Annotated in this window: 25 protein-coding genes; 17 read left to right on the top strand and 8 right to left on the bottom strand. The window is 72.2% G+C overall.

Annotated features, from left to right (window positions below; translation table 11 throughout):
• The first annotated feature begins 1 nt into the window (after position 1).
• Positions 2 to 976 carry an ABC transporter ATP-binding protein gene (locus OG852_RS17925; RefSeq protein ID WP_330348429.1) on the top strand — a complete coding sequence of 325 codons (975 nt, stop codon included), beginning with the start codon at positions 2 to 4 and terminating at the stop codon, positions 974 to 976.
• Complete coding sequence (locus tag OG852_RS17920) at positions 969 to 1,997, top strand: ABC transporter ATP-binding protein (protein ID WP_133912586.1); 1,029 nt, start codon at positions 969 to 971, stop codon at positions 1,995 to 1,997. Before OG852_RS17925 ends, OG852_RS17920 begins: the two co-directional genes overlap by 8 nt.
• Positions 1,998 to 2,155: 158 nt before the next feature.
• Here the strand turns inward: OG852_RS17920 and OG852_RS17915 are convergent, their stop codons facing one another.
• The gene (locus OG852_RS17915) at positions 2,156 to 4,303 is read right to left on the bottom strand and encodes a S9 family peptidase (RefSeq protein WP_330348428.1); all 2,148 of its coding nucleotides are present in this window, start codon (positions 4,301 to 4,303) and stop codon (positions 2,156 to 2,158) included.
• 179 nt (positions 4,304 to 4,482) lie between these two features.
• Between OG852_RS17915 and OG852_RS17910 the strand changes: the two genes are divergently transcribed.
• From OG852_RS17910 to OG852_RS17875, 8 genes are all read left to right on the top strand, one after another.
• The gene (locus OG852_RS17910) at positions 4,483 to 4,677 is read left to right on the top strand and encodes a hypothetical protein (RefSeq protein ID WP_055635483.1); all 195 of its coding nucleotides are present in this window, start codon (positions 4,483 to 4,485) and stop codon (positions 4,675 to 4,677) included.
• 332 nt (positions 4,678 to 5,009) lie between these two features.
• Positions 5,010 to 5,882: an N-acetyl-1-D-myo-inositol-2-amino-2-deoxy-alpha-D-glucopyranoside deacetylase gene (gene mshB / locus OG852_RS17905; protein ID WP_133912584.1), complete on the top strand. Its 873-nt coding sequence runs from the start codon at positions 5,010 to 5,012 to the stop codon at positions 5,880 to 5,882.
• Entirely contained in the window at positions 5,882 to 6,292 is a 411-nt protein-coding gene (locus OG852_RS17900) for a DUF6113 family protein (RefSeq protein ID WP_133912583.1), read from the top strand. The genes mshB and OG852_RS17900 overlap by 1 nt, the downstream gene beginning before the upstream one ends.
• A gap of 154 nt (positions 6,293 to 6,446) precedes the next feature.
• Entirely contained in the window at positions 6,447 to 8,960 is a 2,514-nt protein-coding gene (locus OG852_RS17895) for a hypothetical protein (RefSeq protein WP_330348427.1), read from the top strand.
• A 91-nt stretch (positions 8,961 to 9,051) separates the two neighbouring features.
• Complete coding sequence (locus OG852_RS17890; RefSeq protein ID WP_208117155.1) at positions 9,052 to 9,987, top strand: ABC transporter ATP-binding protein; 936 nt, start codon at positions 9,052 to 9,054, stop codon at positions 9,985 to 9,987.
• The gene (locus OG852_RS17885) at positions 9,984 to 10,724 is read left to right on the top strand and encodes an ABC transporter permease (protein ID WP_330348426.1); all 741 of its coding nucleotides are present in this window, start codon (positions 9,984 to 9,986) and stop codon (positions 10,722 to 10,724) included. The genes OG852_RS17890 and OG852_RS17885 overlap by 4 nt, the downstream gene beginning before the upstream one ends.
• Before the next feature lie 5 nt (positions 10,725 to 10,729).
• Positions 10,730 to 11,929: a sensor histidine kinase gene (locus OG852_RS17880; protein WP_330351459.1), complete on the top strand. Its 1,200-nt coding sequence runs from the start codon at positions 10,730 to 10,732 to the stop codon at positions 11,927 to 11,929.
• A complete protein-coding gene (locus OG852_RS17875; protein ID WP_133912579.1) occupies positions 11,926 to 12,543 on the top strand; it encodes a response regulator transcription factor in 618 nt (205 codons plus the stop codon). Before OG852_RS17880 ends, OG852_RS17875 begins: the two co-directional genes overlap by 4 nt.
• Positions 12,544 to 12,649: 106 nt before the next feature.
• On the opposite strand, the gene OG852_RS17870 is transcribed toward OG852_RS17875, so the two are convergent.
• Both OG852_RS17870 and OG852_RS17865 read right to left on the bottom strand, forming a co-directional pair.
• Positions 12,650 to 13,492, bottom strand: a complete 843-nt coding sequence (locus OG852_RS17870; RefSeq protein WP_133912578.1) for a transglutaminase-like domain-containing protein — start codon at positions 13,490 to 13,492, stop codon at positions 12,650 to 12,652.
• A complete protein-coding gene (locus OG852_RS17865) occupies positions 13,489 to 14,484 on the bottom strand; it encodes a GNAT family N-acetyltransferase (protein WP_330351458.1) in 996 nt (331 codons plus the stop codon). Before OG852_RS17865 ends, OG852_RS17870 begins: the two co-directional genes overlap by 4 nt.
• A gap of 140 nt (positions 14,485 to 14,624) precedes the next feature.
• Between OG852_RS17865 and fdxA the strand changes: the two genes are divergently transcribed.
• Positions 14,625 to 14,945, top strand: a complete 321-nt coding sequence (fdxA, locus tag OG852_RS17860; RefSeq protein WP_030961637.1) for a ferredoxin — start codon at positions 14,625 to 14,627, stop codon at positions 14,943 to 14,945.
• A gap of 141 nt (positions 14,946 to 15,086) precedes the next feature.
• Positions 15,087 to 16,184, top strand: a complete 1,098-nt coding sequence (locus OG852_RS17855) for a bifunctional succinyldiaminopimelate transaminase/glutamate-prephenate aminotransferase (RefSeq protein ID WP_330348425.1) — start codon at positions 15,087 to 15,089, stop codon at positions 16,182 to 16,184.
• A 127-nt stretch (positions 16,185 to 16,311) separates the two neighbouring features.
• Here OG852_RS17855 and OG852_RS17850 read toward each other — a convergent pair whose 3' ends face one another.
• Complete coding sequence (locus OG852_RS17850) at positions 16,312 to 16,758, bottom strand: ATP-binding protein (RefSeq protein WP_133912576.1); 447 nt, start codon at positions 16,756 to 16,758, stop codon at positions 16,312 to 16,314.
• Between the two features lie 270 nt (positions 16,759 to 17,028).
• Positions 17,029 to 18,042: a heavy metal transporter gene (locus tag OG852_RS17845; protein WP_330348424.1), complete on the bottom strand. Its 1,014-nt coding sequence runs from the start codon at positions 18,040 to 18,042 to the stop codon at positions 17,029 to 17,031.
• Positions 18,043 to 18,135: 93 nt separating this feature from the next.
• On the opposite strand from OG852_RS17845, the gene dapE reads away from it, so the two are divergent.
• Positions 18,136 to 19,212 carry a succinyl-diaminopimelate desuccinylase gene (dapE, locus tag OG852_RS17840; protein ID WP_133912574.1) on the top strand — a complete coding sequence of 359 codons (1,077 nt, stop codon included), beginning with the start codon at positions 18,136 to 18,138 and terminating at the stop codon, positions 19,210 to 19,212.
• A gap of 97 nt (positions 19,213 to 19,309) precedes the next feature.
• The gene (locus OG852_RS17835) at positions 19,310 to 20,071 is read left to right on the top strand and encodes a TIGR00730 family Rossman fold protein (RefSeq protein ID WP_133912573.1); all 762 of its coding nucleotides are present in this window, start codon (positions 19,310 to 19,312) and stop codon (positions 20,069 to 20,071) included.
• Positions 20,072 to 20,086: 15 nt separating this feature from the next.
• Here the strand turns inward: OG852_RS17835 and folP are convergent, their stop codons facing one another.
• Complete coding sequence (gene folP / locus OG852_RS17830; RefSeq protein ID WP_330348423.1) at positions 20,087 to 20,947, bottom strand: dihydropteroate synthase; 861 nt, start codon at positions 20,945 to 20,947, stop codon at positions 20,087 to 20,089.
• 130 nt (positions 20,948 to 21,077) lie between these two features.
• Here folP and OG852_RS17825 point away from each other — a divergent pair, with 130 nt between their 5' ends.
• Both OG852_RS17825 and OG852_RS17820 read left to right on the top strand, forming a co-directional pair.
• Positions 21,078 to 21,431, top strand: coding sequence for a DivIVA domain-containing protein (locus OG852_RS17825; RefSeq protein ID WP_133912881.1), 354 nt, complete (start codon positions 21,078 to 21,080; stop codon positions 21,429 to 21,431).
• Positions 21,428 to 22,009, top strand: coding sequence for a DNA-3-methyladenine glycosylase I (locus OG852_RS17820; protein ID WP_330348422.1), 582 nt, complete (start codon positions 21,428 to 21,430; stop codon positions 22,007 to 22,009). The genes OG852_RS17825 and OG852_RS17820 overlap by 4 nt, the downstream gene beginning before the upstream one ends.
• A 229-nt stretch (positions 22,010 to 22,238) precedes the next feature.
• Here the strand turns inward: OG852_RS17820 and OG852_RS17815 are convergent, their stop codons facing one another.
• Positions 22,239 to 23,030, bottom strand: coding sequence for an enoyl-CoA hydratase/isomerase family protein (locus OG852_RS17815; protein WP_133912570.1), 792 nt, complete (start codon positions 23,028 to 23,030; stop codon positions 22,239 to 22,241).
• Between the two features lie 357 nt (positions 23,031 to 23,387).
• On the opposite strand from OG852_RS17815, the gene OG852_RS17810 reads away from it, so the two are divergent.
• Positions 23,388 to 23,555: a DUF3117 domain-containing protein gene (locus OG852_RS17810; protein WP_003966491.1), complete on the top strand. Its 168-nt coding sequence runs from the start codon at positions 23,388 to 23,390 to the stop codon at positions 23,553 to 23,555.
• Between the two features lie 96 nt (positions 23,556 to 23,651).
• Here OG852_RS17810 and OG852_RS17805 read toward each other — a convergent pair whose 3' ends face one another.
• On the bottom strand, positions 23,652 to 24,326 hold the full coding sequence (locus OG852_RS17805) for an O-methyltransferase (RefSeq protein ID WP_133912880.1): 675 nt from the start codon (positions 24,324 to 24,326) through the stop codon (positions 23,652 to 23,654).
• Positions 24,327 to 24,433 lie beyond the last annotated feature (107 nt).

Raw genomic sequence — 24,433 nt, 5'->3', positions numbered from 1 at the left:
CATGCTGCTGGACGTGCGGGATCTGCGGGTGGAGTTCCGGACGCGGGACGGTGTCGCGCGGGTCGTCAACGGGGTCAGCTGGGCCGTGGACGCGGGCGAGACGCTCGCCGTGCTCGGGGAGTCCGGGTCGGGGAAGTCGGTGACCGCGCAGGCCGTGATGGGGATCCTCGACGTCCCGCCCGGCAGGATCACCGGCGGCGAGGTGCTGTTCAAGGGCCGGGACCTGCTGAGGATGAAGGAGGACGAGCGCCGCCGGATCCGGGGCGCGGAGATGGCGATGATCTTCCAGGACGCGCTGTCCTCCCTGAACCCCGTGGTCCCGGTCGGCGACCAGCTCGGCGAGATGTTCGTCGTCCACCGGGGCATGTCCAGGAAGGACGCGCGGGCCAGGGCCGTGGAGCTGATGGACCGCGTCCGCATCCCGGCCGCGAGGCAGCGGGCCGGGGACTATCCGCACCAGTTCTCCGGCGGGATGCGCCAGCGCATCATGATCGCGATGGCGCTCGCCCTCGAACCCGCCCTGATCATCGCCGACGAGCCCACCACCGCCCTCGACGTCACCGTCCAGGCCCAGGTCATGGACCTCCTCGCCGAGCTCCGACGCGAGTACCGCATGGGCCTCGTCCTCATCACCCACGACCTGGGCGTGGTGGCCGACGTCGCCGACCGCATCGCCGTGATGTACGCGGGCCGGATCGTCGAGTCGGCGCCGGTGCACGACCTCTACAAGGCCCCGGCACACCCGTACACCCGTGGCCTCCTCGACTCCATTCCCCGCCTCGACCGCAAGGGCCGCGCACTCCACGCCATCAGGGGCCTGCCACCCAACCTCACGGACATCCCGACCGGCTGCGCCTTCCACCCCCGCTGCCCGTCGGCCCGGGACGTCTGCCGCACGGACGTACCGCCGCCGCACCCCGTCGACGAGGACCGCGGGAGCGCCTGCCACTTCTGGAGGGAGTGTCTGCATGGCTGAGCCGATTCTCGAAGTGAGCGGGCTGTACCGGCACTACCCGCTCACCCGGGGCGTCCTGTTCAAGAAGCGGATCGGCGCGGTGAAGGCCGTCGACGGCGTCGACTTCGCGCTCGGGAAGGGCGAAACCCTCGGCATCGTCGGCGAGTCCGGCTGCGGCAAGTCCACCGTCGCCAAGCTGCTGGTCAGCCTGGAGCGCCCGACACGCGGGCGGATCCGCTACCGGGGCGAGGACATCACGAGGCTGTCCGGCCGCGCCCTGAAAGCCGTCCGCCGCAACATCCAGATGGTGTTCCAGGACCCCTACACCTCCCTCAACCCCCGGATGACGGTCGGTGACATCGTCGGGGAGCCGTACGAGATCCACCCCGAGGCCGCGCCCAGGGGCGACCGGCGCCGCCGGGTCCGCGAGCTGCTCGACGTGGTCGGCCTCAACCCGGAGCACATCAACCGCTACCCCCACCAGTTCTCCGGCGGCCAGCGCCAGCGCATCGGCATCGCGCGCGGCCTCGCCCTGCGCCCCGAGGTGATCGTCGCCGACGAGCCGGTGTCCGCGCTGGACGTCTCGGTGCAGGCCCAGGTCGTCAACCTCCTGGACCGGCTGCAGAGCGAGTTCGCGCTGTCGTACCTCTTCATCGCGCACGACCTGTCGGTCGTCCGGCACATCTCGGACCGGGTGGCGGTGATGTACCTCGGGCGGATCGTGGAGACCGGCACCGACGAGCAGATCTACGACCGTCCGACGCACCCCTACACCCAGGCGCTGCTCTCCGCGGTGCCCGTGCCGGACCCGGAGGCACGCGAGCGGCGGGAGCGGATCATCCTCACCGGGGACGTCCCCTCGCCGACCGACGTGCCCTCCGGCTGCCGCTTCCGCACCCGCTGCTGGAAGGCGCGGGAGAAGTGCGCGACCGAGGTGCCCGCGCTCGCCGTACCGGAGGCGTTCCGTGGGTCGGGCGGACCCGCCGCACATGCCTCTGCCTGCCATTTCGCAGGGGGCGATCATGGAAACCAGGGCCCATAGCCGCACATTTGTGCCGTAACTGCGTTAACACGGAGGCAACTTGGCCGACCCGATTCCGATATACGGACGCGTCAGTCTGAACAGCGTACGGCCGTGCGGGTGCCGTAAACGGGCCGGGATGCGCCATGTCATCCCGGCCCGTTGCCTTGCCCGGGGCCTTACCGGGCGCCGGGCGCGAGCCCGAGCGAACGCTTCAGGAAGTCCACCTGGAGCAGCAGCAGGTTCTCCGCGACCTGCTCCTGCGGCGTCATGTGCGTGACTCCCGACAGGGGCAGCACCTCGTGCGGCCGGCCCGCCGCGAGCAGCGCGGAGGACAGCCGCAGGGCGTGCGCGACGACCACGTTGTCGTCGGCGAGGCCGTGCACGATCATCAGCGGCCGGTGCGGCTCGGCCGGCGCGGAGAGGCCCTCGTCGGTGACGAGCGAACTCCGCGCGTACGCTTCCGCGTTGGTGGCCGGGTCACCGAGGTAGCGCTCGGTGTAGTGGGTGTCGTACAGCCGCCAGTCGGTGACCGGGGCGCCCGCGATGCCCGCGTGGAAGACGTCCGGGCGGCGCAGCACCGCGAGCCCGGCCAGCCAGCCGCCGTAGGACCAGCCGCGGATCGCCACCCGGGTCAGGTCCAGGGGGTGGGACTTCGCCAGATCCCGCAGCGCCTCGATCTGGTCGTCGAGGCTGACGGTGAAGTCGTGGTGGATCGCCTTCTCCCAGCCGGGGGAGCGGCCCGGAGTGCCCCGGCCGTCGGCGACGACCACCGCGAAGCCCTGGTCGGCGAACCACTGCGAGGTCAGATGCGCGTTGTGCGCGGCGAGGACCCGCGGGCCGTGGGGGCCGCCGTAGGGGTCGAGGAGGACGGGCAACAGGGGTGCGGAGGGTTGCGAGGTGTCACTGGGGTAGTCCGTAGGCATAAGCACGGCGCACGGGATCCGACGTGCGCCCCCCTCGGTGAGCTGCACGCGCGGGGACAGGCCGGGATCGTCCGCATACGACCGGACCGTCGCCGTCTGCTTCCCGTCCCGCAGGACGCGCACCAGGCTCCCGGGCCGATCGAGCCCCGCGGACACCAGCACGGTCACGCCCCCGGCGCGCACCGCAGCGTGCACACCGGGCTCCTGCGATACGCGCTCCACGCCGAGTTCATTGACGCGATAGACATGCACCTCGCCGACTTCGGCGCCCTCCGCCTCCTCCCCGGCGGACGCCGAGACGAGCACATCGTCGGCCGTGACGTCCAGCACCGCCCGCACGTGCAACTGCGCTCCGGTCAGCGGCCGTTCCCCGACCGCGAGGACCCGCGCACCGCCCTCGTCGGCGATCCGGACCAGCTGTCCCGAGGGGCTCCAGCAGGGCGCTCCAGGGAAAAGATCCAGCCAAATCGGATCTTCGTCGGCGTGCACCATCCGGGTCGCCCCGGACTCGGTGTCCACCGCCAGGTACAACTGGCTGCGCTGATCGCGCGCCTGGACGAGCAGCAGCGGCGCACCCGCCCCTGACCAGTGCACTCGTGCGAGATACGGATACCGAGCCCGGTCCCAGAGGACCTCCGTGCGCACCCCGTCCAGTCCGAGGACGAACAGCCGGACCTCCGCGTTGGCCGTCCCAGCAGCTGGATACGGCACGTGTTGTGGGTCACGTTTCGGCTGTGCGGGATCTGAGATCCACCAGCGCTCCACCGGCGTGTCGTCCACCCGCGCCACCAGCAGCCGATCCGACTCCGGCGCCCACCAGAAGCCCCGCGAACGACCCATCTCCTCGGCCGCGATGAACTCGGCCAATCCATAGGAGACCGTGTCCGATTCCGGCTCCACCACCGCCCGGTCGCCCTCGCCCGCCGCGTCCACCACCCGCAGCGCACCCCCCGCGACATACGCGACGAGCCGCCCGTCGGGGGACGGACGGGGATCGACCACCGGCCCCGGCACCCGGATCTCACGCGCCGTACCGGCCCGCAGCTCGGCCGTGAAAAGCCGCCCCGACAGCGAGAAAGAGGCCAGCTCAACGGCCTCGTCGGTGGCGTAACCGACGATCCCGGCACCGCCCTCGCGACTGCGCTCACGGCGCGCCCGCTCCTCGGGCGAGAGGTCCTCCGCGGCGCCTCCGAGCAGGGCCCGAGGATCGGCGGCCAGGCGCTCCGCGCCATCCGCGGGATCGAGCACCCACAGGGCTCCTGCGCGGTCCGTGCCGGAACCGGAGCGCAGGAACGCGACACGGGAGCCGTCGGGGGCCACCGTGAACGAACGCGGCGCGCCGAGCGTGAAACGCTGGGTGCGGGCGTGCCGGCGGGGGAAGGAGTCGGACTCGGTCGTCATCCCCCGACCATATTGGCCATGCGCCCCCTTGTGCGGCTGTGCGCCGCGAGATGCGCACGTACTCATAGTTATGATCACTAGCGCACTGTGGGTATGAACCTGCTGGCAGTTGTATGGATTTACAAGTTCCCTCGTTCTGTTCTGCCCCCACGTTCCCGGGTTCTTGGAGGTGAGCCGCCGTGGCACTCTCGATTTCGGCGGTGGTGCTGCTGGCGATCATCGTCTTCTTGTTGATCAAGAAGTCAGGGCTGAAGGGCGGTCACGCGGTCGTCTGCATGCTGCTCGGCTTCTACCTCGCCTCTTCGACGATGGCGGGGACGATCAACGATCTGACGACGAGCGTGGCGAGCATGATCGGCAGCATCAAGTTCTGACGCCGGCCCACCGCCGCACACGACACGAAGCCGGCCCAGGCCTCCGGCGAGAGCGGGAGGCGGGGGCCGGCGGTGTGGGTGGGGGACTTCCGGGCGTCGGGGCTGAGGCCGGACGCCCGCCCGCATCCCCCTCGACTCCCGGCGCGACGTGAGCCGCCTCGCCACCGTGGCCTTGAGATCCGTGACGAGGTCGCGCCCAGTGGGGCGTCGGCTCACCCGGGCAGCGACCGCGGCCTCCGCCGCGGACGTCTTCACCGGGCCCGAAAGCGACGCCTGAGCCCAAGGGGGGAGGAGAGGGGCGGGGGGTCGTCGTGGGCTCGTAGGCTGGCCCCATGACGGAACTGCCCGATCGGCGTCTGCTGCTGGTGCACGCGCATCCGGACGACGAGTCGATCAACAACGGCGCGACCATGGCCCGGTACGCGGCCGAGGGTGCCCGGGTGACGCTGGTGACCTGCACGCTCGGGGAGCGGGGCGAGGTCATCCCGCCGCGTCTTCGGCATCTGACGGGCGCCGCCCTCGGCGAGCACCGGCTGGCCGAGCTCACGGACGCGATGGCCGCGCTCGGCGTCGGTGACTTCCGGCTGCTCGGCGGCGTGGGCCGGTACGGCGACTCCGGGATGATGGGCATCCCCGACAACGACGACCCCGACTGCTTCTGGCAGGCCCGCGTCGAGGAGGCCGCCGCCGCGCTGGTCGAGGTGATCCTGGAGGTGCGCCCCCACGTGGTCGTCGCCTACGACGACAACGGCGGCTACGGCCACCCCGACCACATCCAGGCCCACCGCGTCGCCCTGCGTGCCGTCGACTTGGCGGCCGAGGCCGGCTGGACCGTCCCCAAGGTCTACTACAACCGCGTCCCGCGCTCCGTCGCCGAGGCCGCCTTCGCCCGGCTCCAGGAGGAGCTGCCCACCCTGCCCTTCGGCAAGAGCGCCGCCGTCGACGACGTACCCGGAGTCGTCGACGACGAGCGGATCACCACCGCCGTCGACGGCACCGCGTACGCGAGTGCGAAGGCCGCCGCGATGCGCGCCCACGCCACCCAGATCGAGGTCGCCCCCGGCGAGCGGTACTTCGCGCTCTCCAACGAGCTCGCACAGCCCCTCTTCACCACCGAGTACTACGAGTTGGTGCGCGGGACCCAAGGGGGGCCGACGCAGAACAGGGAGAGCGACCTGTTCGCCGGTATCGAGGAGGCCGTCTGATGTCCGGTCCCGGCTCGATGCTCGCCCAGCCCCTCCAGCGGCCCTCCGCCGGACGGATCGCCGCCTACCTCGGACTCCTCGTCCTCGGCGCGGTCACCGGCCTCGCCGGTGCGCTCGTGCAGGCCGGCTGGTTCCCCGGCGGACTGCTGCTCTCGCTCGCCGGCGCGGCGGGGCTCTTCCTCGGCGGCGCCCGGGCCGCGAACAGCCGTGCCGGAGCGGTCGCGCCCGCCGCCGGCTGGATGGTCGCCGTCATCGTGTGCACCGCGGGCCGCCCCGAAGGGGACTTCCTGTTCGGCGCGGGAGGCGGCTCCTACCTCTTCCTGCTCGGAGGCATGGCTCTCGCTGTGATCTGCGCCACCCTTGGGCTGGGGCGGCAACCGGACCGCCCCGACGTCCGACTTGGCAAGTGACGTACCACTTCGGTGGGTCGCGGGCGTGCGAGTCCCGTGCGGGTTTCAGCGGCGGTCATGGGATACGCGCCAGAAGTGGCCAGTATGGTGGTGCGCGCCGCCGAGCTGCCCGTGAGGTCGTGGCGGGCGGCGGAGCCAACCTGGAGAACCTGCCTTGAGTCGTGAAACTGACAGTCCGTCCTCCGGGCCCAACGGGCGCGGCGGGGCCGCGTACCCCTCGGGTACGCCGCCGTACGGCATCCCCGTGGTGTCCGACGCCGGTGCGGACGCGGGCCGTTCGGCCGCCCAGCCGGAGGAACGCAAGACCGAGACCACGCTGACGACCCGGATCCGGATCAACATCCCCGGTTCCCGGCCCATTCCGCCGGTCGTCGTGCGCAAGCCCGTCGCCGGCACCGAGGGCGACGACACCGGCGCCGACGCGCAGCCGGGGCCCGCCAAGGGTGCCAAGGGCGCCAAGAACTCCAGCGGTCCCTCCGCGTCCGACACGGGCGCCTTCGAGGCGCCCGCCGAACCCGCCCCCGCCGCCGACGAGAAGGCGAGCGACTGGTTCGCCCCGCGCAAGTCCGGGCCCGCCAAGGGCGGTCAGGGCGGCGGGGCCACCAACGGGGCGGGCATTCCGGGCGGTTCCGCCGCGGGTGCGGGCGCATCCGGCACTTCGGGCGCCGCGGGTGCTTCCGGTGTCGCTGCGCCGGGTGCGCCGGGTGCTCCGGCCGGTGGCGCGCGCCCCGGTGCCGGGCGCCCCGGTGCGGGGCGGCCCGGTGGCGTGGTCGGCTCCATGAGCGCGCCGATCGGCTCCCGGCCGGGCGGCACCAACGGCGCCGGGCTCCCCGGTGCGACCGGCGGTCCGGTGGCTCCCGGGCACGGCGGCGGCACCGGATCCTTCGACGTGACCGAGGCGCTGGCCGCGGGCCCGCTCGGCACCTCCCGGCCCGGACAAGGCCAGGGCCCGGGTCAGGGGCTGGGCGTCGGCCAGGGTCAGGGCGGTGGCGGTGCCGAGGCGCGCCGCGACGAGCTGCCGTACTTCTCCGACAACGGCCACGGCGATCAGCAGGGCTACCCCGGGACGAACGGCCAGGCCCCCGGCCCCGGCAGCCCGCACGACTTCAACGCCCCGTCCGGTCCGGGCGGCCGGCACGACTTCAACGGCCCCGAGGGGCCTTCCGGCCCCCACGGCCTCGGCGGCCCGCAGGGCCCCACCGGCCCGACCGGCGGCCCAGTCACCGGCGACGGCCCGATGGTGCCCCCGGTGGCGCCGGGCGCGGCCGGCACGGCCGTCGGCGCCCCCAACGGCTACGGCCGTCCCGGCGGACCGGCAGGACCGGGCGGAGCGGGCGGACCCGCCGGACCGGGCGGACCCGGTCGGCCGGGTGGGGCCAACGGCCCCGGTGGCCCTCGCACCGCCGCCCCCGGCACCGGAACCGGCCCCGGCACGGGACGGCTCCCCGGTGGCGGTCTGAGCGACGACACCGCGATCCTCACCCCGCAGGTTCCCGCCCCCGAGCCGGGCCAGGGCGGCTACGGCCGTCCCGCCGACAACGTCTCCGGGCACACCGTCACCAGCGGCATCCCGGTCGTGCCCGCCGGCGGCCAGGGCGGCCAGGGCACGCCCGCGCCCTTCGCGCCCGGCGGCACCCAGAGCGGTGGACCGGGAGCGAAGCCCGCGCCCAAGCCGGCCGCCGCGTCCGCGCAGAACGCGTCCGGGTCGAAGAAGAAAAAGAAGAAGGGCCGCAGCAAGCTGGTCCTGCTCGGCGGGGTCCTGGTCCTCGGCGGTGTCGGCGTCTACGGCGCCGGGCTGCTGATGAACCACTCCGACGTGCCCAAGGGCACCACCGTACTCGGCGTCGACATCGGCGGCAGCACCCGTGACGAGGCCGTCAACAAGCTCGACGACGCCTTCGAGAAGCGGGCCGCACAGGCGCTGAAGCTGTCCGTCGACGGCGACACCGTCAGCCTCAAGCCGGACCAGGCGGGCCTGCAGTTCGACATCGAGGCCACGGTCGACGACGCGGCGAAGAGCGACTACAACCCGGTCTCCGTGATCGGCTCGCTGTTCGGGCAGCACCGCGTGATCGAGCCCGAGATGCCGGTCGACGAGGAGAAGCTCCAGGCGGCGCTGCAGAGCGCGGCGGGCGGCTCCGGCTCGGCCACCGACGGCACGATCAAGTTCGAGTCGGGCAAGGCCGTCGCCGTCTACGGCAAGGCGGGCAAGGGCATCGACGCGACGAAGGCCGAGGCGACGGTCGTAGAGGCCTACCGCGAGCAGGTGGAGACCGGCGCGACCACGTCGGTCAGCGTGCCCACGACCACCAAGCAGCCGACGATCACCGACGCCGAGGTCGACCGGATGATGAAGGAGTTCGCCGAACCGGCGATGTCCGGCAACGTCAAGATCCAGGTCAAGGGCACGGGCAAGGGCATCGAGTTCAGCCCGAAGAACTCGCTGTGGAAGTTCCTCGGCGTCAAGGCCGTCAACGGCAAGCTGGTGGAGGCCTACGACCAGGAGGCGCTGAAGGAGCTGTACGGCGGCACCTTCGACGGCGTCCTGATCACCCGAGGCACCGGCCAGAAGACGGCCGTCACCGTCCAGGACGTCATCGGCGCCCTGCGTCCGGCCTTGAAGAGCACCACGGACCGGACCGCGGTCATCGACACCGACCCGAGCTGACCCGTCGCCAGTGCCGCATGACATCTGTCATGCGGCACTGAGGACACCCGGCACTGCCCCCGACCGACCCCCTCGGGCCACGATCGTCGGTATGACGACGAAGACAGCGGCCCCCGGGCCGACGCCGGCACCCGTGGTCGGCTTCGACCGTGTGAGCAAGGCCTACGGTGACGTACGCGCCGTGGACGGACTGACCCTGGAGCTGCACCCGGGGGAGACCGTCGCGCTCCTCGGGCCCAACGGGGCCGGCAAGTCCACCACCCTCGACCTGCTGCTCGGCCTCAAGCAGGCCGACGGCGGCAGGGTCAGCGTCTTCGGCACCAGCCCGCGCGAGGCGATCGTCGCCGGGCGGGTCGGGGCCATGCTGCAGAGCGGCGGCCTGATGGACGAGGTCACCGTCGCCGAACTGGTCGGCCTCGCCTGCGCCCTGCACCCCAAGCCCTACCGGGCCTCCGACGTGCTCGCCCGCGCCGGCATCGCCCAGATCGCCTCCCGCAAGGTCAACAAGCTCTCCGGCGGCCAGGCCCAGCGGGTCCGCTTCGCCCTCGCCACGGCCGGCGACAGCGACCTGATCGTCCTGGACGAACCCACCACCGGCATGGACGTCACCACCCGCCAGGGCTTCTGGGCCACCATGCGCGAGCAGGCCGACCAGGGGCGGACCGTCCTGTTCGCCACGCACTACCTGGAAGAGGCCGACGCCATCGCCGACCGGGTCCTCGTCCTGCACCGGGGCCGGCTCCTCGCCGACGGCACCGCCGCCGAGATCAAGGCGAAGGCGGGCGCACGCCGGGTCTCCTTCGACCTCGAGGGCGAGATCGACGCGGCCGCACTGCGTGCCCTGCCCTTCCTGACAGCCCTGGACGTCTCCGGGCAGACGGTCCGCATCCAGTCCTCCGACGCCGACGCCACCGTCCACGCGCTCTACGGCCTCGGCGTCTACCCCCGCAACCTCGAAGTCGCCGGGCTCGGTCTGGAGCAGGCCTTCGTCGCCATCACCGCCGCCGAGGAGGCGAAGACCAAGTGAACAGCCTGATCCGGCTCGAACTCGCCCGCGCCCTGCGCAACCGCAAGTTCCTGTTCTTCTCGGTGATCTACCCCTCGGTGCTGTTCCTGCTGATCGCGGGCAGCGCCGACGCCACCGGCAAGGTCGACGGCACCGGCCTGACCCTCCCGACGTACATGATGGTCTCGATGGCCTCCTTCGGCGCCCTCACGGCCGTCCTCATGGGCAACAGCGAACGCATCGCCAAGGAACGCGAGAGCGGCTGGGTGCGCCAGCTCCGCCTGACCACGCTCCCGGGCCGCGGATACGTCCTGGCGAAGACCGCGAGCGCCGCCGTCGTGAGCCTCCCGTCGATCGTCGTCGTCTTCGCCGTCGCCGCCGCCGTGAAGGGCGTACGGCTGGACGCCTGGCAGTGGCTGGCCCTCACGGGCTCGATCTGGGCCGGCAGCCTCGTCTTCGCCGCCCTCGGCGTCGCGATCGGCTATCTCGCGAGCGGGGACGCGGTCCGCCCCATCACGATGATCACCTACTTCGGGCTGTCGATCCTCGGCGGACTGTGGATGCCGACGACGACCTTCCCGCAGTGGCTGCAGGACATGGCCAAGTGGGTGCCCACGCACGCGTACGCTGCCCTTGGGCAGGCGATCGAACAGAGTCAGGCCCCGCACGCCAAGGACATCGCCCTCCTGGCCGTCTTCTTCGCCCTGTTCACGGGCGGCGCGGCCTGGCTGTACCGAAAGGACACGCTGAAGGCGTGAGCGCCATGACGGACGACCTGCTGTCGGAGGAATCCCGCCGGGGACCGTCGATCCTGCTGGGCCAGGCGGCCCGCACCCGACGTGAGCTGTGGCGCCGCAAGGTGCTGTGGATCGGCGTCTGGCTGGTGTTCCTGAGCTCACCGGTCCACGACCTGCTCTCCGGCCACCACACCACCGCCGGCACGGTCGCCGGCTGGACGGGCCTGGCGGTGTTCGTGGCCGTCTACCTCTCGCTCCTCTTCCGCGACATGGGCGCGACGCCCTACCCGCCGAAGCTCGTGCACGGCCTCATCGGCGCGATGGCGGTGCTCGCCGTCGTCATGTCCCTCACCCTCGGCTCCGCCTGGCTGGGCCTGTTCTGCTACGTCTCCGTCGCCGGCGGAATCGCCCTCCCGCTGCGGATGGCGTTCTGGGCGATCCCCGGCACGGGCGCGTTGCTCATGCTCGTCGGTCTGCGCACCGACGTGGAGGAGGCCGCCAACCTCCTCGTCCTCGTTCTGCTCATCGGCTTCGCGATGACCGGCGTGAGTCAACTGGTCCGTACCACCGTCGAGTTGCGCAAGGCCCGTGCCACCGTCGCCCAACTGGCCGCCAACGAGGAACGGTTGCGCCTGGCCCGCGATCTGCACGACCTGCTCGGCCACTCCCTCTCCCTGATCACCCTGAAGAGCGAGCTGGCCGGCCGGATGCTCCCCGACCACCCCGAGAAGGCGGCCCAGCAGGTCGCCGACATCGAACAGGTCAGCCGCCAGGCGCTGGTGGACGTCCGCGAGGCCGTCACCGGCTACCGGCGCCCCCGCCTCGCCGCCGAACTCGCGGGCACCCAGGTCGCGCTGACGGCGGCCGGCATCACCGCCGCGACCCCCGCCGAACCCGACCTCGACGGAGTCCCCGAGGAGAGCGAGGCCGCCCTCGCCTGGGCCCTGCGCGAGGCGGTCACCAACGTCGTGCGGCACAGCGGCGCCACCCGCTGCACGGTGGACGTCGTCCGCCGCCAGACCCTCGACGGCCCCCGCCTCGAACTCTCCGTCGAGGACAACGGCTCAGGAGGCTCCGGCAAGGGCCCCGGCAACGGCCTCACCGGCCTCACCGAACGCCTGGAGAAGGCGGGCGGCACCCTGGAGGCGGGCCGGGCCAAGCACGGCTTCCGACTGACCGCCCGCGTCCCGGCGGGCACCGCCGCGGACGTAGGATCCCGCCCATGAGTGACGGCACGATCAAGGTCCTCCTCGCGGAGGACCAGTCGATGGTCCGCGAGGCGCTGGCGGCCCTCCTCGGCCTGGAGGACGACATCGAGGTGGTCGCGCAGGTGGCCCGCGGCGACGAGGTCCTCGCGGCCGCCCGCGCCCACGACATCGACGTGGCCCTCCTCGACATCGAGATGCCCGGCTGCACCGGTATCGAGGCGGCCGCCCGGCTCCACCAGGAGTTGCCGCGCCTGAAACTGGTCGTCCTCACGACCTTCGGCCGCCCCGGCTACCTCCGCAGCGCCATGGAGGCGGGCGCGGACGCCTTCCTGGTGAAGGACGCCCCGGCGGCCCAACTCGCCCAGGCGGTACGGAAGGTACTGGCCGGGGAGCGGGTCATCGACCCCACCCTCGCGGCAGCGGCCCTCGCGGAGGGCGCCAACCCCCTGACCGACCGTGAGAGGGAGATCCTCCGCGCGGCGGCCGACGGCTCGACGAACGCCGAACTGGCCGCGGAACTCCACCTGTCCCAGGGAACGGTCCGCAACTACCTCTCGACGGCGATCCAGAAACTGGCGGCGAGGAACAGGGCGGAAGCGGTACGGATAGCAAGGGAGAAGGGCTGGCTTTGAAACGAGGGGGAAGCCGAGGTCTTTCAGGGGCGCGGGGCCGTATCGATATGCGGCTCCGCCGCGTGGGCGCGGCAGGCCACAACGCACCCGCATCGCCACACAACCGTCAGTTCAACATCGCGCGAGCCGCATGAGCCTCCCGCCGCACCTTCGCCGCCGCGGGCTCATCCACCACCTCCACCAGCGACGCGTACTCCTCCAACTCCACCGCACCCCCGATGAAGTCCCCCCGCTGCACCAGCAGATGCCCCTTCTCGTACCGCAACCGAGCCGGATGAGAAGGCACCAGCAACGACAACTCCACCGCCCACAGCCCCACATCCGACCGCTCCGGCCGGGCCGCGGCCCACGACCGGATGTTGTTCAGAATCCGCATCACCACCGACAGCGGCTCCGCCGGCGCCAGCATCGACGGCTCGAGCCGCGCGGCGCCCGCCCCGGCGATCAGCAGCTCCGCGTCGCCGCCCGACAGCACCCGCCCCCCGTCGAACGGATCGACCAGCACCTGCCGTTCGAGATCCCCCGGCGGCCCGAACCCCACCACGAAGTGCCCCGGCAGCGCCACCCCGTACACCGGCGCCCCCGCCCGCCGCGCGACCTCGATCCACACCACCGACAGCAGGATCGGCAGCCCCCGCCGCCGCAGCAGCACCTGATGCAGCAGCGAGGAGTCGAGGCGCTGATAGTCCGCGCCGGAGCCACGGAACCCGTACCGCCCGCCCAGCAGCTCCTCCAGCGCGAGCGCCCACGCCCGCGGCCCGCCCGGCCGGTACGGCACCTCACCGGCCAGCCGGTCGAGCTCCGCCTGCGCCGCGTCCACACCCGCCTCGCCGAGCTCGGGATCGGCCGCCGCGCCCACCAGCAGACACAGCGCCGCCAGGTCGGGCCGCTCGGCCCGCGCCTCCTCGGCGAACAACCGCCGCACCTCTCCGGGGCCGTACGCGCTCACGACGGTTCCCGGTAGTGGTGGTACGCGTGATGCGCCGCGAAGCCCATCCCGGCGTACAGCGCCCGCGCCCCCGCGTTCTCCTCCTCCACCTGGAGCCAGGCGGCCGAGGCCCCCTCGTCCAGCGCCCGCCCGGCCAGCGCGGCCATCACCACCGTGGCCAGCCCCCTGCGGCGCTGCGCCGGGTCGACCTCGACGGCGGCGAACCCCGCCCACCGTCCGTCCACCACGCACCGCCCGATCGCGGCGGGCGCACCGCCGGCCGGACCGGGAACCGACGCGAACCACACCGACGGGCCGCTCCCCAGCACCTTCAGGGCCACCTCGCTCACCCCCTTGCGCTGATACCGGGCCAGCCACGTCTCGTCGGCCGCCCCGGCCAGGACCACACCCTCAGCGTCCGCCCGGTCGGCGAGCGGCGCCAGCGCCCCGGTCCACATCTGCGCGGTCACCTCGCGCACCCACCCGCGCCGCTCCAGCTCGGCGCAGAGCAGCTCCTGCGTCCCCTCGGCGCCGGTGGCGGTCTGCACATAGGCGGGGAGCCCACGCGCGCCGTACCAGCGTCGTACGGCGTCCAGCGCCCCGTCGAGCGGCAGGCCGGGATCGCCGAGCGGCAGCACGCTGTTGGCGCGGCGGGTGAAGCCGGAGGCGGCCCGCAGCTCCCACGCGCCGAGCCGCTCGCTCTCCACCGGCCGCCAGGCCCGGGAGGCGACCCGGGCCAGCTCCTCGTACGTCGCGGCGGGCCCCCGGCGGCGGGCCGGGGCGGCCGGTACGACCTTCCCCGCGACCAGCGACGACTCGTCAACGCGGACGGCCTCACCGCTCTTCCGTGTGATCACGAGCACACCCTTGTCCCATGATGTGAGAACACCCACCGTGTCGGTGAATTTCCCCTCGGTGACTCCAGGACCGGTCAAGCACCGTACGGAGACGCGTTTGCCCACGTCAGCTGCGGTGATACGGACCTCGAGGCGTCCGTAGGCCGAGATTTCCACAGGTCGGTTCACCCCTCCTGTTCGGATCATGCCCAAGAACGGAGATACTAGGGGCGGGCATCGACGACGCCGCGCTCCCGCGCGCCAGGCGGCAGGGCCTGAGGAGGCCCGCCAGCGCCCTATCGAGGAGGAACGACAGCGTGACCTACGTCATCGCGCAGCCTTGTGTCGACGTGAAGGACAAGGCGTGCATCGAGGAGTGCCCGGTCGACTGCATCTACGAGGGCTCCAGGTCCTTGTACATCCACCCGGACGAATGCGTCGACTGTGGTGCCTGTGAGCCGGTCTGCCCGGTCGAGGCGATCTTCTACGAGGACGACACTCCGGAGGAGTGGAAGGACTACTACAAGGCGAACGTCGAGTTCTTCGACGAGCTCGGCTCGCCCGGCGGCGCCAGCAAGCTGGGTCTGATCGAGCGCGACCACCCCTTCATCGCCGCGCTGCCGCCGCAGGCCGAGTAACCGCATCAGCGGCCCGCACCCATCGTGCCGCCTCGGTCCCGCACGGCCTGATGAGCCCCTGATGAGCTCTGCCGGCCATGCGGGACCGAGGCGTTTGCCGTCCGTACGACAGCGTCCGTACGAGAAAGTGAGCCAGAAACCGTGTCCGCAGTCTCCGACCGCCTGCCCACGTTCCCCTGGGACAAGCTGGAGCCGTACAAGAAGAAGGCCGCCTCGCATCCGGACGGCATCGTCGACCTCTCCGTCGGCACCCCGGTCGACCCGGTCCCCGAGCTGATCCAGAAGGCCCTGATCGACGCGGCGGACTCCCCGGGCTACCCGACGGTCTGGGGCACCCCCGCGCTGCGCGACGCGATCACCGGCTGGCTGGAGCGCCGGCTGGGCGCCCGTGACGTCACCCACCGGCACGTCCTGCCGATCGTCGGTTCCAAGGAACTCGTCGCCTGGCTCCCGACCCAGCTCGGCCTCGGCCCCGGCGACCGGGTCGGGTACCCGCGCCTCGCCTACCCCACGTACGAGGTCGGCGCCCGCCTCGCCCGCGCCGCGTACGAGGTCTACGACGACCCCACCGAGCTCGACCCGAACGGTCTGAAGCTCCTCTGGCTGAACTCCCCGTCGAACCCCACCGGCAAGGTCCTCTCGCGGCAGGAGCTGACCCGGATCGTCGCGTGGGCCCGTGAGCACGGCGTGCTGCTCTTCTCCGACGAGTGCTACCTCGAACTGGGCTGGGAGGCCGACCCCGTCTCGGTGCTGCACCCGGACGTGAACGGCGGCTCGTACGACGGGATCGTCGCGGTCCACTCGCTCTCCAAGCGCTCGAACCTCGCGGGCTACCGCGCCGCCTTCCTGGCCGGCGACCCCGCGGTCCTCGCGCCGCTGCTGGAGATCCGCAAGCACGGCGGCATGATGACCTCCGCGCCGACGCAGGCGGCGGTCGTGGCGGCCCTCGGCGACGACGCCCACGTCCAGGAGCAGCGCGCCCGCTACGCGGCCCGCCGCACGCTGCTGCGCGAGGCCCTGGTGGCCCACGGCTTCCGCATCGAACACAGCGAGGCCAGCCTCTACCTCTGGGCCACCCGCGACGAGTCCTGCTGGGACACCGTCTCCCACCTCGCCGACCAGGGCATCCTGGTCGCCCCCGGCGACTTCTACGGCACGGCAGGCGCCACGTTCGTCCGAGTGGCCCTGACAGCCACGGACGAACGCGTCGCGGCAGCGGCGAAGAGGCTGTCCGCCTAGGGCCCCACTGCCGGTGCTGCCGCTGTGGAGTGGGCCCAGCCTGCGACACCGGGCGCACGACAACGGGGTCCAGGGAAAGCTCCCTGGACCCCGCCGACCTCATCAGCTCACCGGTTCGGACCCGGCGTCAGCCGAGCGGCAGGCCCTTCACGGGCCCGCCACCCGGCAGCCCGCCCTTGGTGAGCCCGTCCGTCGGCAGCCCACCCTTCGTCGCGGACTTGGCCGTGTCCCCGAGGACACTCCCGGCCGACCCCGCGGCCTCACCGGCCACCTTCTGCACCGCCGGCGTCGCCTTCTTCACGGCCTTGCCACCGGTCTTGCCCGCGGCCGGCACCGCCTTCTCGACGGCCTTGCCGCCGGCTTCACCCGCGAGCCCGGTCGCACTGCGCGTCGCACCGTCGAGCGTGTTGCCGACGTTCGCCCCGTCCAGGGCGGTCAGCCCGCCGAGGTCCGGGGTGGCGGGCAGAGCGGAGGGGGCAGCGCTCGCGGAGCCGGCCGCACCGACCCCGGCGGCCGCTCCCGCAGCGACGAGCAGCGCGGCACGGGCGATCCTGCGGGTCAGAGGGAGGGACATGATGCTCCTTCGACGGAGAGAACAGAGAACGCTGTGACTACCGCTCGAGACCGAGGAAGGTTGCGGACGCCCCACGCAAAGAGTTGGCAATGCGTCGCATTATCGGCTGCGGACAAAAGGGGGCGTAAAGCACCCGATGTGAAAGTCCGCCAAACCGTCGGATCCCTGTGTTCCCAAGGGTTCCGCCGCCTCCGGGGGTGACGGCGCGAAAACCTGCGCACCCGGCCGGCCCGGGGTGCCGCGCCCCACCCGGCCGGGTGAAGACCCGTACTACTGCCCGGTCACGATCCGCACACTGCCCGTGCCGCCGCCCGACCCGGACGCCCCCGCGGCCTCCGTGCTGCCCGACCCCGTCGGCCGCCACCGGCTGTCGGTGTTCCCGGCGGTCCACTCCTGGCCCGCGTACGACACCTGCTGGATGTGCAGCGCCGAGGCGTTGGCCACGGCCCAGTGCGCGAGCTGCCAGCCCCGCTCCCGGACGGTGCGCCCCGCGGAGGTCTCCCGTGTGACGGGCAGCGTCACGGTCCGCCCGTCGGTCTCGGCGGTGGGGACGTCACCGTCCGCCGAGGCCTTGTGCGCCGACGTGGAGGTCGTGCCGCCCCCGGCCTCCTCCTGCGCCTCCTCCAGCGCGTCGCGCCCGAAGTCCCGCGAGAGCGCCGCGCGCACCGCGTCCGGGCCCTGGGCCGTCGCGGCCTCGCCGAGGCGCCCGTCGCAGGTGAGCGTGGCCGCCGAGGCCCCGGTGAGCGCGGCGGCCAGCATGACGGCGTCCGCCTCGTGCTTGGCGTAGGCCTCCGGGTAGCCGCTGCGCTGCACCTTCTGCGCGGCGACGGTCAGGGGGAGGCCGGCGTAGTCGGGCACCTTGGCGAGGTGCTCGTAGAAGATGCTCGCCGCGTACGCCGGGTCCGTGACCTGCTTCTCGGTGCCCCAGCCCTGTGAGGGCCGCTGCTGGAACAGGCCGAGCGAGTCCCGGTCGCCGTGGGCGAGGTTGCGCAGCCCCGACTCCTGGATCGCGGTCGCCAGCGCGATGGCCACGGCCCGCTCGGGCATCTCCCGGTGGGTGCCGACGGCGGCGATCGTCGCCGCGTTCACCGCCTGCTCCGGCGTGAACTCGTACCCCGCCTCGTCCCCCTTGGCGGACACGACTCTGCACCCGGGATCGTCGGCCCCGCCGGTGACGTACTGGACCACGACGTAACCCGCCACGGCGGACAGGACCACGCAGGCCGCCCCGAATCGGAGAAGGCGACGGCCGCGGCGCTTGGGGGAGGGGGACAGCTCTGGCACGCGTACAAGGTACTGGAGAGTACGGAAACCGAGGAGACTGGTGCGTAGCCCGTGAAGGGAGGTAAGGAGATCTGGCGCGTTAGGGTCGACGCCATGGCCGACACCCCGCTTGATCTCACTCTGGACGCCGCCGCCCTCACCGCGCAGCTCGTCGACTTCCCCTCCGAGAGCGGCACCGAGAAGCCCCTCGCGGACGCGATCGAGACCGCCCTGCGCGCGTTTCCGCACCTCACGGTCGACCGGTACGGCAACAACGTGATCGCCCGGACGAACCTGGGCCGGCCGCAGCGGGTCATCCTCGCCGGACACATCGACACCGTCCCGATCGCGGACAACGTCCCCTCGCGCCTCGACGAGGAGGGGGTCCTGTGGGGCTGCGGCACCTGCGACATGAAGGCGGGCGTCGCCGTCCAGCTCCGGATCGCCGCGACGGTCCCGGCGCCCAACCGCGACCTGACCTTCGTCTTCTACGACAACGAGGAGGTCGCGGCCGACCTCAACGGCCTCAAGCACGTCGCCGAGGCGCACCCGGAGTGGCTCGCGGGCGACTTCGCGGTCCTGCTGGAGCCGTCGGACGGCCAGGTCGAGGGCGGCTGCCAGGGCACCCTGCGGGTGCTGCTGAAGACCTCCGGCGAGCGGGCCCACTCGGCGCGCGGCTGGATGGGCTCCAACGCGATCCACGCGGCGGCCCCCATCCTGACCCGCCTCGCCGCGTACAAGCCCCGCCGGCCCGTCATCGACGGCCTGGAGTACCGCGAGGGGCTGAACGCGGTGGGCGTCCAGGGCGGGGTCGCGGGCAACGTCATCCCCGACGAGTGCGTGGTCACGGTCAACTTCCGCTATGCGCCGGACCGCACCGAGGAGGAGGCGATCGCGCACGTCAGGGAGGTCTTCGCGGACTGTGGTGTGACGGAGTTCGTCGTCGACGACCACAGCCCCGGCGCCCTGCCCGGCCTCTCCCACCCGGCGGCGGCCGCCTTCATCGAGGCCGTGGGCGGCACCCCGATGCCCAAGTACGGCTGGACCGACGTCAGCCGCTTCTCGGCGCTCGGCGTCCCCGCGGTCAACTACGGCCCCGGCAACCCGCTTCTGGCCCACAAGCGCGACGAACGCGTCGAGGTGGCGAAGGTCCTGGCGGGCGAGGAGCGGCTGCGGGCCTGGCTGAGCTGACCCCGGGCGCTTTGTGCCGGACACGCCGACGTCCCCCGTCCGTAACCCGCGTGGATCTACGCTGACACGGAAAGACCTGCAAGCGGAGGGAGCGCACATGGCTACCGGAAACCCCGAGGGGAAGAAGCAGCCGCCGGACGAGCAGCGGCTGGGACCGGTCCTCCGACGGCGGGGTCAGGTCACGGCGAGCACCACCGACCAGCGGCTGCTCGACGCGGGAGGCCCCTCGGACTGGGTCCACACGGACCCCTGGCGTGTTCTGCGCATCCAGTCGGAGTTCATCGAGGGCTTCGGCACCCTGGCCGAACTGCCCCCGGCGATCAGTGTGTTCGGCTCCGCCCGGACGCCCGTCGACTCCGCGGAGTACGAGGCGGGCGTCCGCCTCGGCCGCGCGCTGGTCGACGCCGGCTGGGCGGTGATCACGGGCGGCGGCCCGGGCGCCATGGAGGCGGCGAACAAGGGCGCCTGCGAGGCGGGCGGCACCTCGGTCGGCCTCGGCATCGAGCTCCCCTTCGAGCAGGGCCTCAACCCCTACGTCGACATCGGCCTGAACTTCCGCTACTTCTTCGTCCGCAAGATGATGTTCGTGAAGTACGCGCAGGGCTTCGTCGTCCTGCCGGGCGGCCTCGGCACCCTGGACGAGCTGTTCGAGGCGCTCACCCTCGTCCAGACCCAGAAGGTGACCCGCTTCCCGATCGTCCTCTTCGGCACGGAGTACTGGGGCGGACTGGTCGACTGGCTGAAGAACACCCTGGTCGCCCAGGGCAAGGCGGCCGAGAAGGACCTCCTCCTCTTCCACGTCACGGACGACGTGGACGAGGCGGTGGCCCTGGTGTCGAAGGAAGCGGCCCGCGAGTAGGGCCGCTCCGGCGGATCAGGCGAGTCCGCGTCGGGCCACCGCCGGTGGGCGGTGGCCCGCGATGGACGCCACCATGTCCAGCACCTGCCGGGTCTCCGCCACCTCGTGCACCCGGTACACCTGGGCCCCGAGCCACGCGGACACGGCCGTCGTCGCCAGGGTGCCCAGCACCCGCTCCTTCACCGGCCGGTCCAGGGTCTCCCCGACGAAGTCCTTGTTGGACAGCGACACCAGCACCGGCCAGCCCGTCTCCACCATCTCCGGCAGCCGCCGTGTCGCCTCCAGGCTGTGCCGGGTGTTCTTCCCGAAGTCGTGCCCCGGATCGATCATGATCGACTCCCTCGGCACCCCCAGCTCCGCCGCCCGCTCGGCCAGCCCCACGGTCACCCGCAGGATGTCGGCCATGACGTCGTCGTACGTCACCCGGTGCGGCCGTGTCCTCGGCTCCGCGCCGCCCGCGTGGGTGCACACCAGGCCCACCCCGTACCGCGCGGCGACCTCCGCGAGCCCGGGGTCCACCCCGCCCCACGCGTCGTTGAGCAGATCCGCGCCGGCCTCGCAGACGGCCTCGCCGACCTCCGCCCGCCAGGTGTCCACGCTGATGATCACGTCCGGGAAGCGCCGCCGCACCTCGGCCACGAATCCGACCGTGCGCCGCGCCTCCTCCTCGGCGGTCACCTCGTCACCGGGCCCCGCCTTCACCCCGCCGATGTCGACGATCGCGGCCCCCTCGGCCACGGCCTGCTCCACTCGGGCGAGCGCCGGCTCGTCACGGAACGTGGCCCCCCGGTCGTAGAAGGAGTCCGGGGTCCGGTTCACGATCGCCATGATCACCGGCTCGTGGGCCTCGAATTCCCGCCTGCCCAGCCTGAGCATCGCCTGTGACCTCTCCTAGTACCTGCCGCGCATCCGCCGCCTGTGACCCTAACCGGCGGGCCCGCATGGCACGATCGGACCCACACACATCCGAGATCGAGCACACCGAGCTGGGGACCCACCGATGGTTATGTTCTTGTTCCTGGTCATCGCGCTCGCCGTCGTGGTCGCCGCGGTGACACTCGCCGTGGTGGGCGGCGGCGAAGGCACCGGTCCGCTGCCCGAGGTGGCTCCCGAGCGGCTGCACGACCCGCTGCCGCCGGACCGCCCGGTCGACCGGTCCGACATCGACCGGCTCCGCTTCCCGCTCACTCTCCGCGGCTACCGCATGGAGGACGTCGACGACGCCCTGAACCGGGTCGCCGCCGAGCTCGCCGAGCGCGACGCCCGGATCGCCGTCCTGGAGACCGCCCTCGCGGGCGCCCAGGCCCCGGCGCGGCCCCATGTCTCCTTCGAGAAGCCCGCGCCGGAGGACGAGCAGTGAGCGACGGCGCCGCCCTCGCCGGCCCGGACGGGGCGCTGCGCTGCCCCTGGGCGCTGTCCACGCCCGACTACCTCCCGTACCACGACGAGGAGTGGGGGCGCCCGGTCCACGGCGACGACGCCCTCTTCGAACGCCTCAGCCTGGAGGCCTTCCAGTCCGGACTGTCCTGGATCACCATCCTGCGCCGCCGCGAGGGCTTCCGCACGGCCTTCGCCGACTTCCGGATCGCCTCGGTGGCCGCCTTCACCGACGAGGACCGCGACCGCCTCCTCACGGACGAGGGCATCATCCGCAACAGAGCCAAGATCGACGCGACCCTGGCCAACGCCCGGGTGCTGCTGGACTGGGCCCCGGGCGACCTGGACGACCTGATCTGGTCCCACGCCCCGACGACGGGCAGGGTCCCGAAGACCCTCGCGGACGTCCCGGCGGTCACGGACGAGTCGACGGCCCTGTCGAAGGCCCTGAAGAAGAAGGGCCTCCGCTTCGTGGGCCCCACGACGGCCTACGCCCTGATGCAGGCGTCCGGCCTGGTGAACGACCACTTGGACACGTGCGTGAGCAGAAGCGCCCCCTAGGCCGTGTCTGACAATTCCCGTCTGCCTCGCGACGCCATGCACGCACTCTCGGCGCACCGGGCGCAGACCCTAGTACGCCCAGTACGAGGGTCTACGCCCGGCACGCCGAGAGCACGCACCTGACGCCGCCAGGCCGCCCTCCGGGCGACGACGGGAATTGTCAGACACGGCCTAGGGGCGCGGGGAACTGCGCGACCAGCCACAGCACACCCGCACCCGCCGCACGAGCTCAGCGCCCCAGATACCGAGGCGTCTCCTTCTTCACAAATGCCGAGACGGCGATGGCGTGGTCCTCGGACGCACCGGCACGCGTCTGCAACTCGTCCTCCTTCTCCAAGGTCTCCGACAGCGAGTGCGAGAGCCCGAACGCGACGGCCTCCTTGAGCGCCGCGTAGGCGACGGTCGGCCCCGAGGCCAACGTCCGCGCGATCCTCTCGGCCTCGACCCGCAGCTCCGCGCCCGGCACCACCCGGTTCGCGATCCCCAGCTCGTACGCCTCCTGCGCCGAGATGTTCCGCGGGAACAGCAGCAGATCGGTCGCCCGTCCCGGCCCGACCACCCGGGGCAGCGTCCAGGAGACACCGGAGTCGGCGGTCAGCGCGACCCCCGCGAACGACGTGTTGAAGGACGCCGTATCGGCGACGACGCGGTAGTCCGCCGCCAGCGCGAACCCGAAACCGGCACCCGCCGCGACCCCGTTCACCGCGGCGACGACCGGCTTCGCCGCCTCCGTCAGCGCCCGCACGACCGGGTTGTAGTGCTCCTTGACCGTGCTCATGACGTGCCCGGAGCCCTCGGCCAGCAGCCCGATGTGCTCCTTGAGGTCCTGGCCGACGCAGAACGCCCGCTCCCCGGCCGCGGTCAGCAGCACCGCCCGCACCCCCGCGTCGTCCGCCGCCGCGCGCGCCGCGTCCCGCAGGGCGACCTTGGTCGCGATGTTCAGCGCGTTCATCGCCTCCGGGCGGTTCAGCGTGATCGTCGCGAGCCCGTCGCTCACCTCGTAGAGCACGGTGTCGGCCATGACGTATCCCCTTATGCGTGTCGGCTTGTGTGTCGGCTCGGTTACCAGAGAACAGCATGGCGTCCGAGGACCGGACGTGACGTGTGACCTGCGTCAAAGAAATCGACGCCGGGTACGGACCGCGGCTGTCCGCGCGGCGGCGCAGTATCGCAGTCACATCGCCGAATTGAGTGGTTTTGCTCGCGTGCGTTGCCCAAGCGATGCCTACTGATGTTGGTCATCGGGTCCTGAGATGCGGGATAATGGCTTGGAAGCAATGTGTTCGATGCCGGTGTCGCGTGTCCCACGCAGGATCGCGCGTGCCCTGCCAGGGCCGTCGGCTTTTGACGTGAGCTGGTTTCAGGAAGGGGAACGAGCATGGCGGCCATGAAGCCGCGGACGGGCGATGGCCCGCTCGAGGTGACCAAGGAGGGGCGGGGCATCGTCATGCGCGTTCCGCTCGAAGGCGGCGGTCGGCTCGTCGTCGAGCTGACCCCTGACGAGGCCGACGCGCTCGGCGACGCCCTCAAGAAGGTCGTCGGCTGACGCGCAAGCGACCATACCCTTTCAGTCGCCCCGGCATCCCCTTGGATGCCGGGGCGACTGTTTTGCCGCGGGTACCTCGCCCGTACGGCCCAGTGGTCAGCGCTTGACCGCGCACAGCAGCCCGTCGCCCACGGGCAACAGGGACGGCACCAGTTCCTGGCTCTCGCGCACCGCCCGCAGCAGCTCCCGGATCCTTATGACCTCCGTGGGCTGCGGGCCGGAGTCGACCGTGCGGCCGTTGGCGAAGACCCCCTCGAAGACGACGAGCCCGCCCGGGCGCAGCAGGCGCAACGATTCAGCGAGATAGTCGAGGAACTCCAGCCGGTCGCCGTCGCAGAAGACGAGGTCGTAGCCGGCGTCCGCGAGACGGGGCAGGACGTCCAGCGCGCGGCCGGGAATGAAGCGGGCCCGGTTGCTGGCGAAGCCGCAGGCGCGGAAGGCCTGCCGGGCGAACTGCTGGTGCTCCGGCTCGGGGTCGACGGTGGTCAGGACACCGTCGGGACGCATGCCGTACAGCAGGTGGATCCCGGAGACGCCGGTGCCGGTACCGATCTCCGCGACCGCCTTCGCGTCCACGGTGGCGGCGAGCAGCCGCAGCGCGGCGCCGGTGCTGGGCGACACCGAGCGCAGCCCTGCCTCACGGGCCCGGTCGCGGGCCCAGCGCAGCGCGTCGTCCTCGGCGGCATAGGCGTCGGCGAACGCCCAGCTTGCCTGCCGGTTGCCGGTAATGACCCTCTCCTGTCCCCGCTGGTTGCCTGGGCGTGACTGTATCCGTTGGTGCCGGGAACCCGCAGATGGGACCGGGCGTTTGAAGGGATGGGAACGACGAGCGGGGGACACAGTTGGATCACGACGAGGGACGAGACGCCGAGCAAGTG

The sequence above is a fragment of the Streptomyces sp. NBC_00582 genome (genome assembly GCF_036345155.1).
GTDB lineage: Bacteria > Actinomycetota > Actinomycetes > Streptomycetales > Streptomycetaceae > Streptomyces.
Note: the sequence above shows the minus strand (reverse complement) of the source record. Positions and strands in the feature narration are given on the sequence as shown.

Excerpts from the sequence above, each read along its gene's own strand:
- OG852_RS17925 (WP_330348429.1), top strand. The coding sequence starts at position 2 with ATGCTGCTGGACGTGCGGGATCTGCGGGTGGAGTTCCGGACGCGGGAC.
- OG852_RS17920 (WP_133912586.1), top strand. The coding sequence starts at position 969 with ATGGCTGAGCCGATTCTCGAAGTGAGCGGGCTGTACCGGCACTACCCG.
- OG852_RS17915 (WP_330348428.1), bottom strand. The coding sequence starts at position 4,303 with ATGACGACCGAGTCCGACTCCTTCCCCCGCCGGCACGCCCGCACCCAG.
- mshB (WP_133912584.1), top strand. The coding sequence starts at position 5,010 with ATGACGGAACTGCCCGATCGGCGTCTGCTGCTGGTGCACGCGCATCCG.
- OG852_RS17900 (WP_133912583.1), top strand. The coding sequence starts at position 5,882 with ATGTCCGGTCCCGGCTCGATGCTCGCCCAGCCCCTCCAGCGGCCCTCC.
- OG852_RS17890 (WP_208117155.1), top strand. The coding sequence starts at position 9,052 with ATGACGACGAAGACAGCGGCCCCCGGGCCGACGCCGGCACCCGTGGTC.
- OG852_RS17880 (WP_330351459.1), top strand. The coding sequence starts at position 10,730 with ATGACGGACGACCTGCTGTCGGAGGAATCCCGCCGGGGACCGTCGATC.
- OG852_RS17875 (WP_133912579.1), top strand. The coding sequence starts at position 11,926 with ATGAGTGACGGCACGATCAAGGTCCTCCTCGCGGAGGACCAGTCGATG.
- OG852_RS17850 (WP_133912576.1), bottom strand. The coding sequence starts at position 16,758 with ATGTCCCTCCCTCTGACCCGCAGGATCGCCCGTGCCGCGCTGCTCGTC.
- dapE (WP_133912574.1), top strand. The coding sequence starts at position 18,136 with ATGGCCGACACCCCGCTTGATCTCACTCTGGACGCCGCCGCCCTCACC.
- OG852_RS17835 (WP_133912573.1), top strand. The coding sequence starts at position 19,310 with ATGGCTACCGGAAACCCCGAGGGGAAGAAGCAGCCGCCGGACGAGCAG.
- folP (WP_330348423.1), bottom strand. The coding sequence starts at position 20,947 with ATGCTCAGGCTGGGCAGGCGGGAATTCGAGGCCCACGAGCCGGTGATC.
- OG852_RS17825 (WP_133912881.1), top strand. The coding sequence starts at position 21,078 with ATGTTCTTGTTCCTGGTCATCGCGCTCGCCGTCGTGGTCGCCGCGGTG.
- OG852_RS17815 (WP_133912570.1), bottom strand. The coding sequence starts at position 23,030 with ATGGCCGACACCGTGCTCTACGAGGTGAGCGACGGGCTCGCGACGATC.
- OG852_RS17810 (WP_003966491.1), top strand. The coding sequence starts at position 23,388 with ATGGCGGCCATGAAGCCGCGGACGGGCGATGGCCCGCTCGAGGTGACC.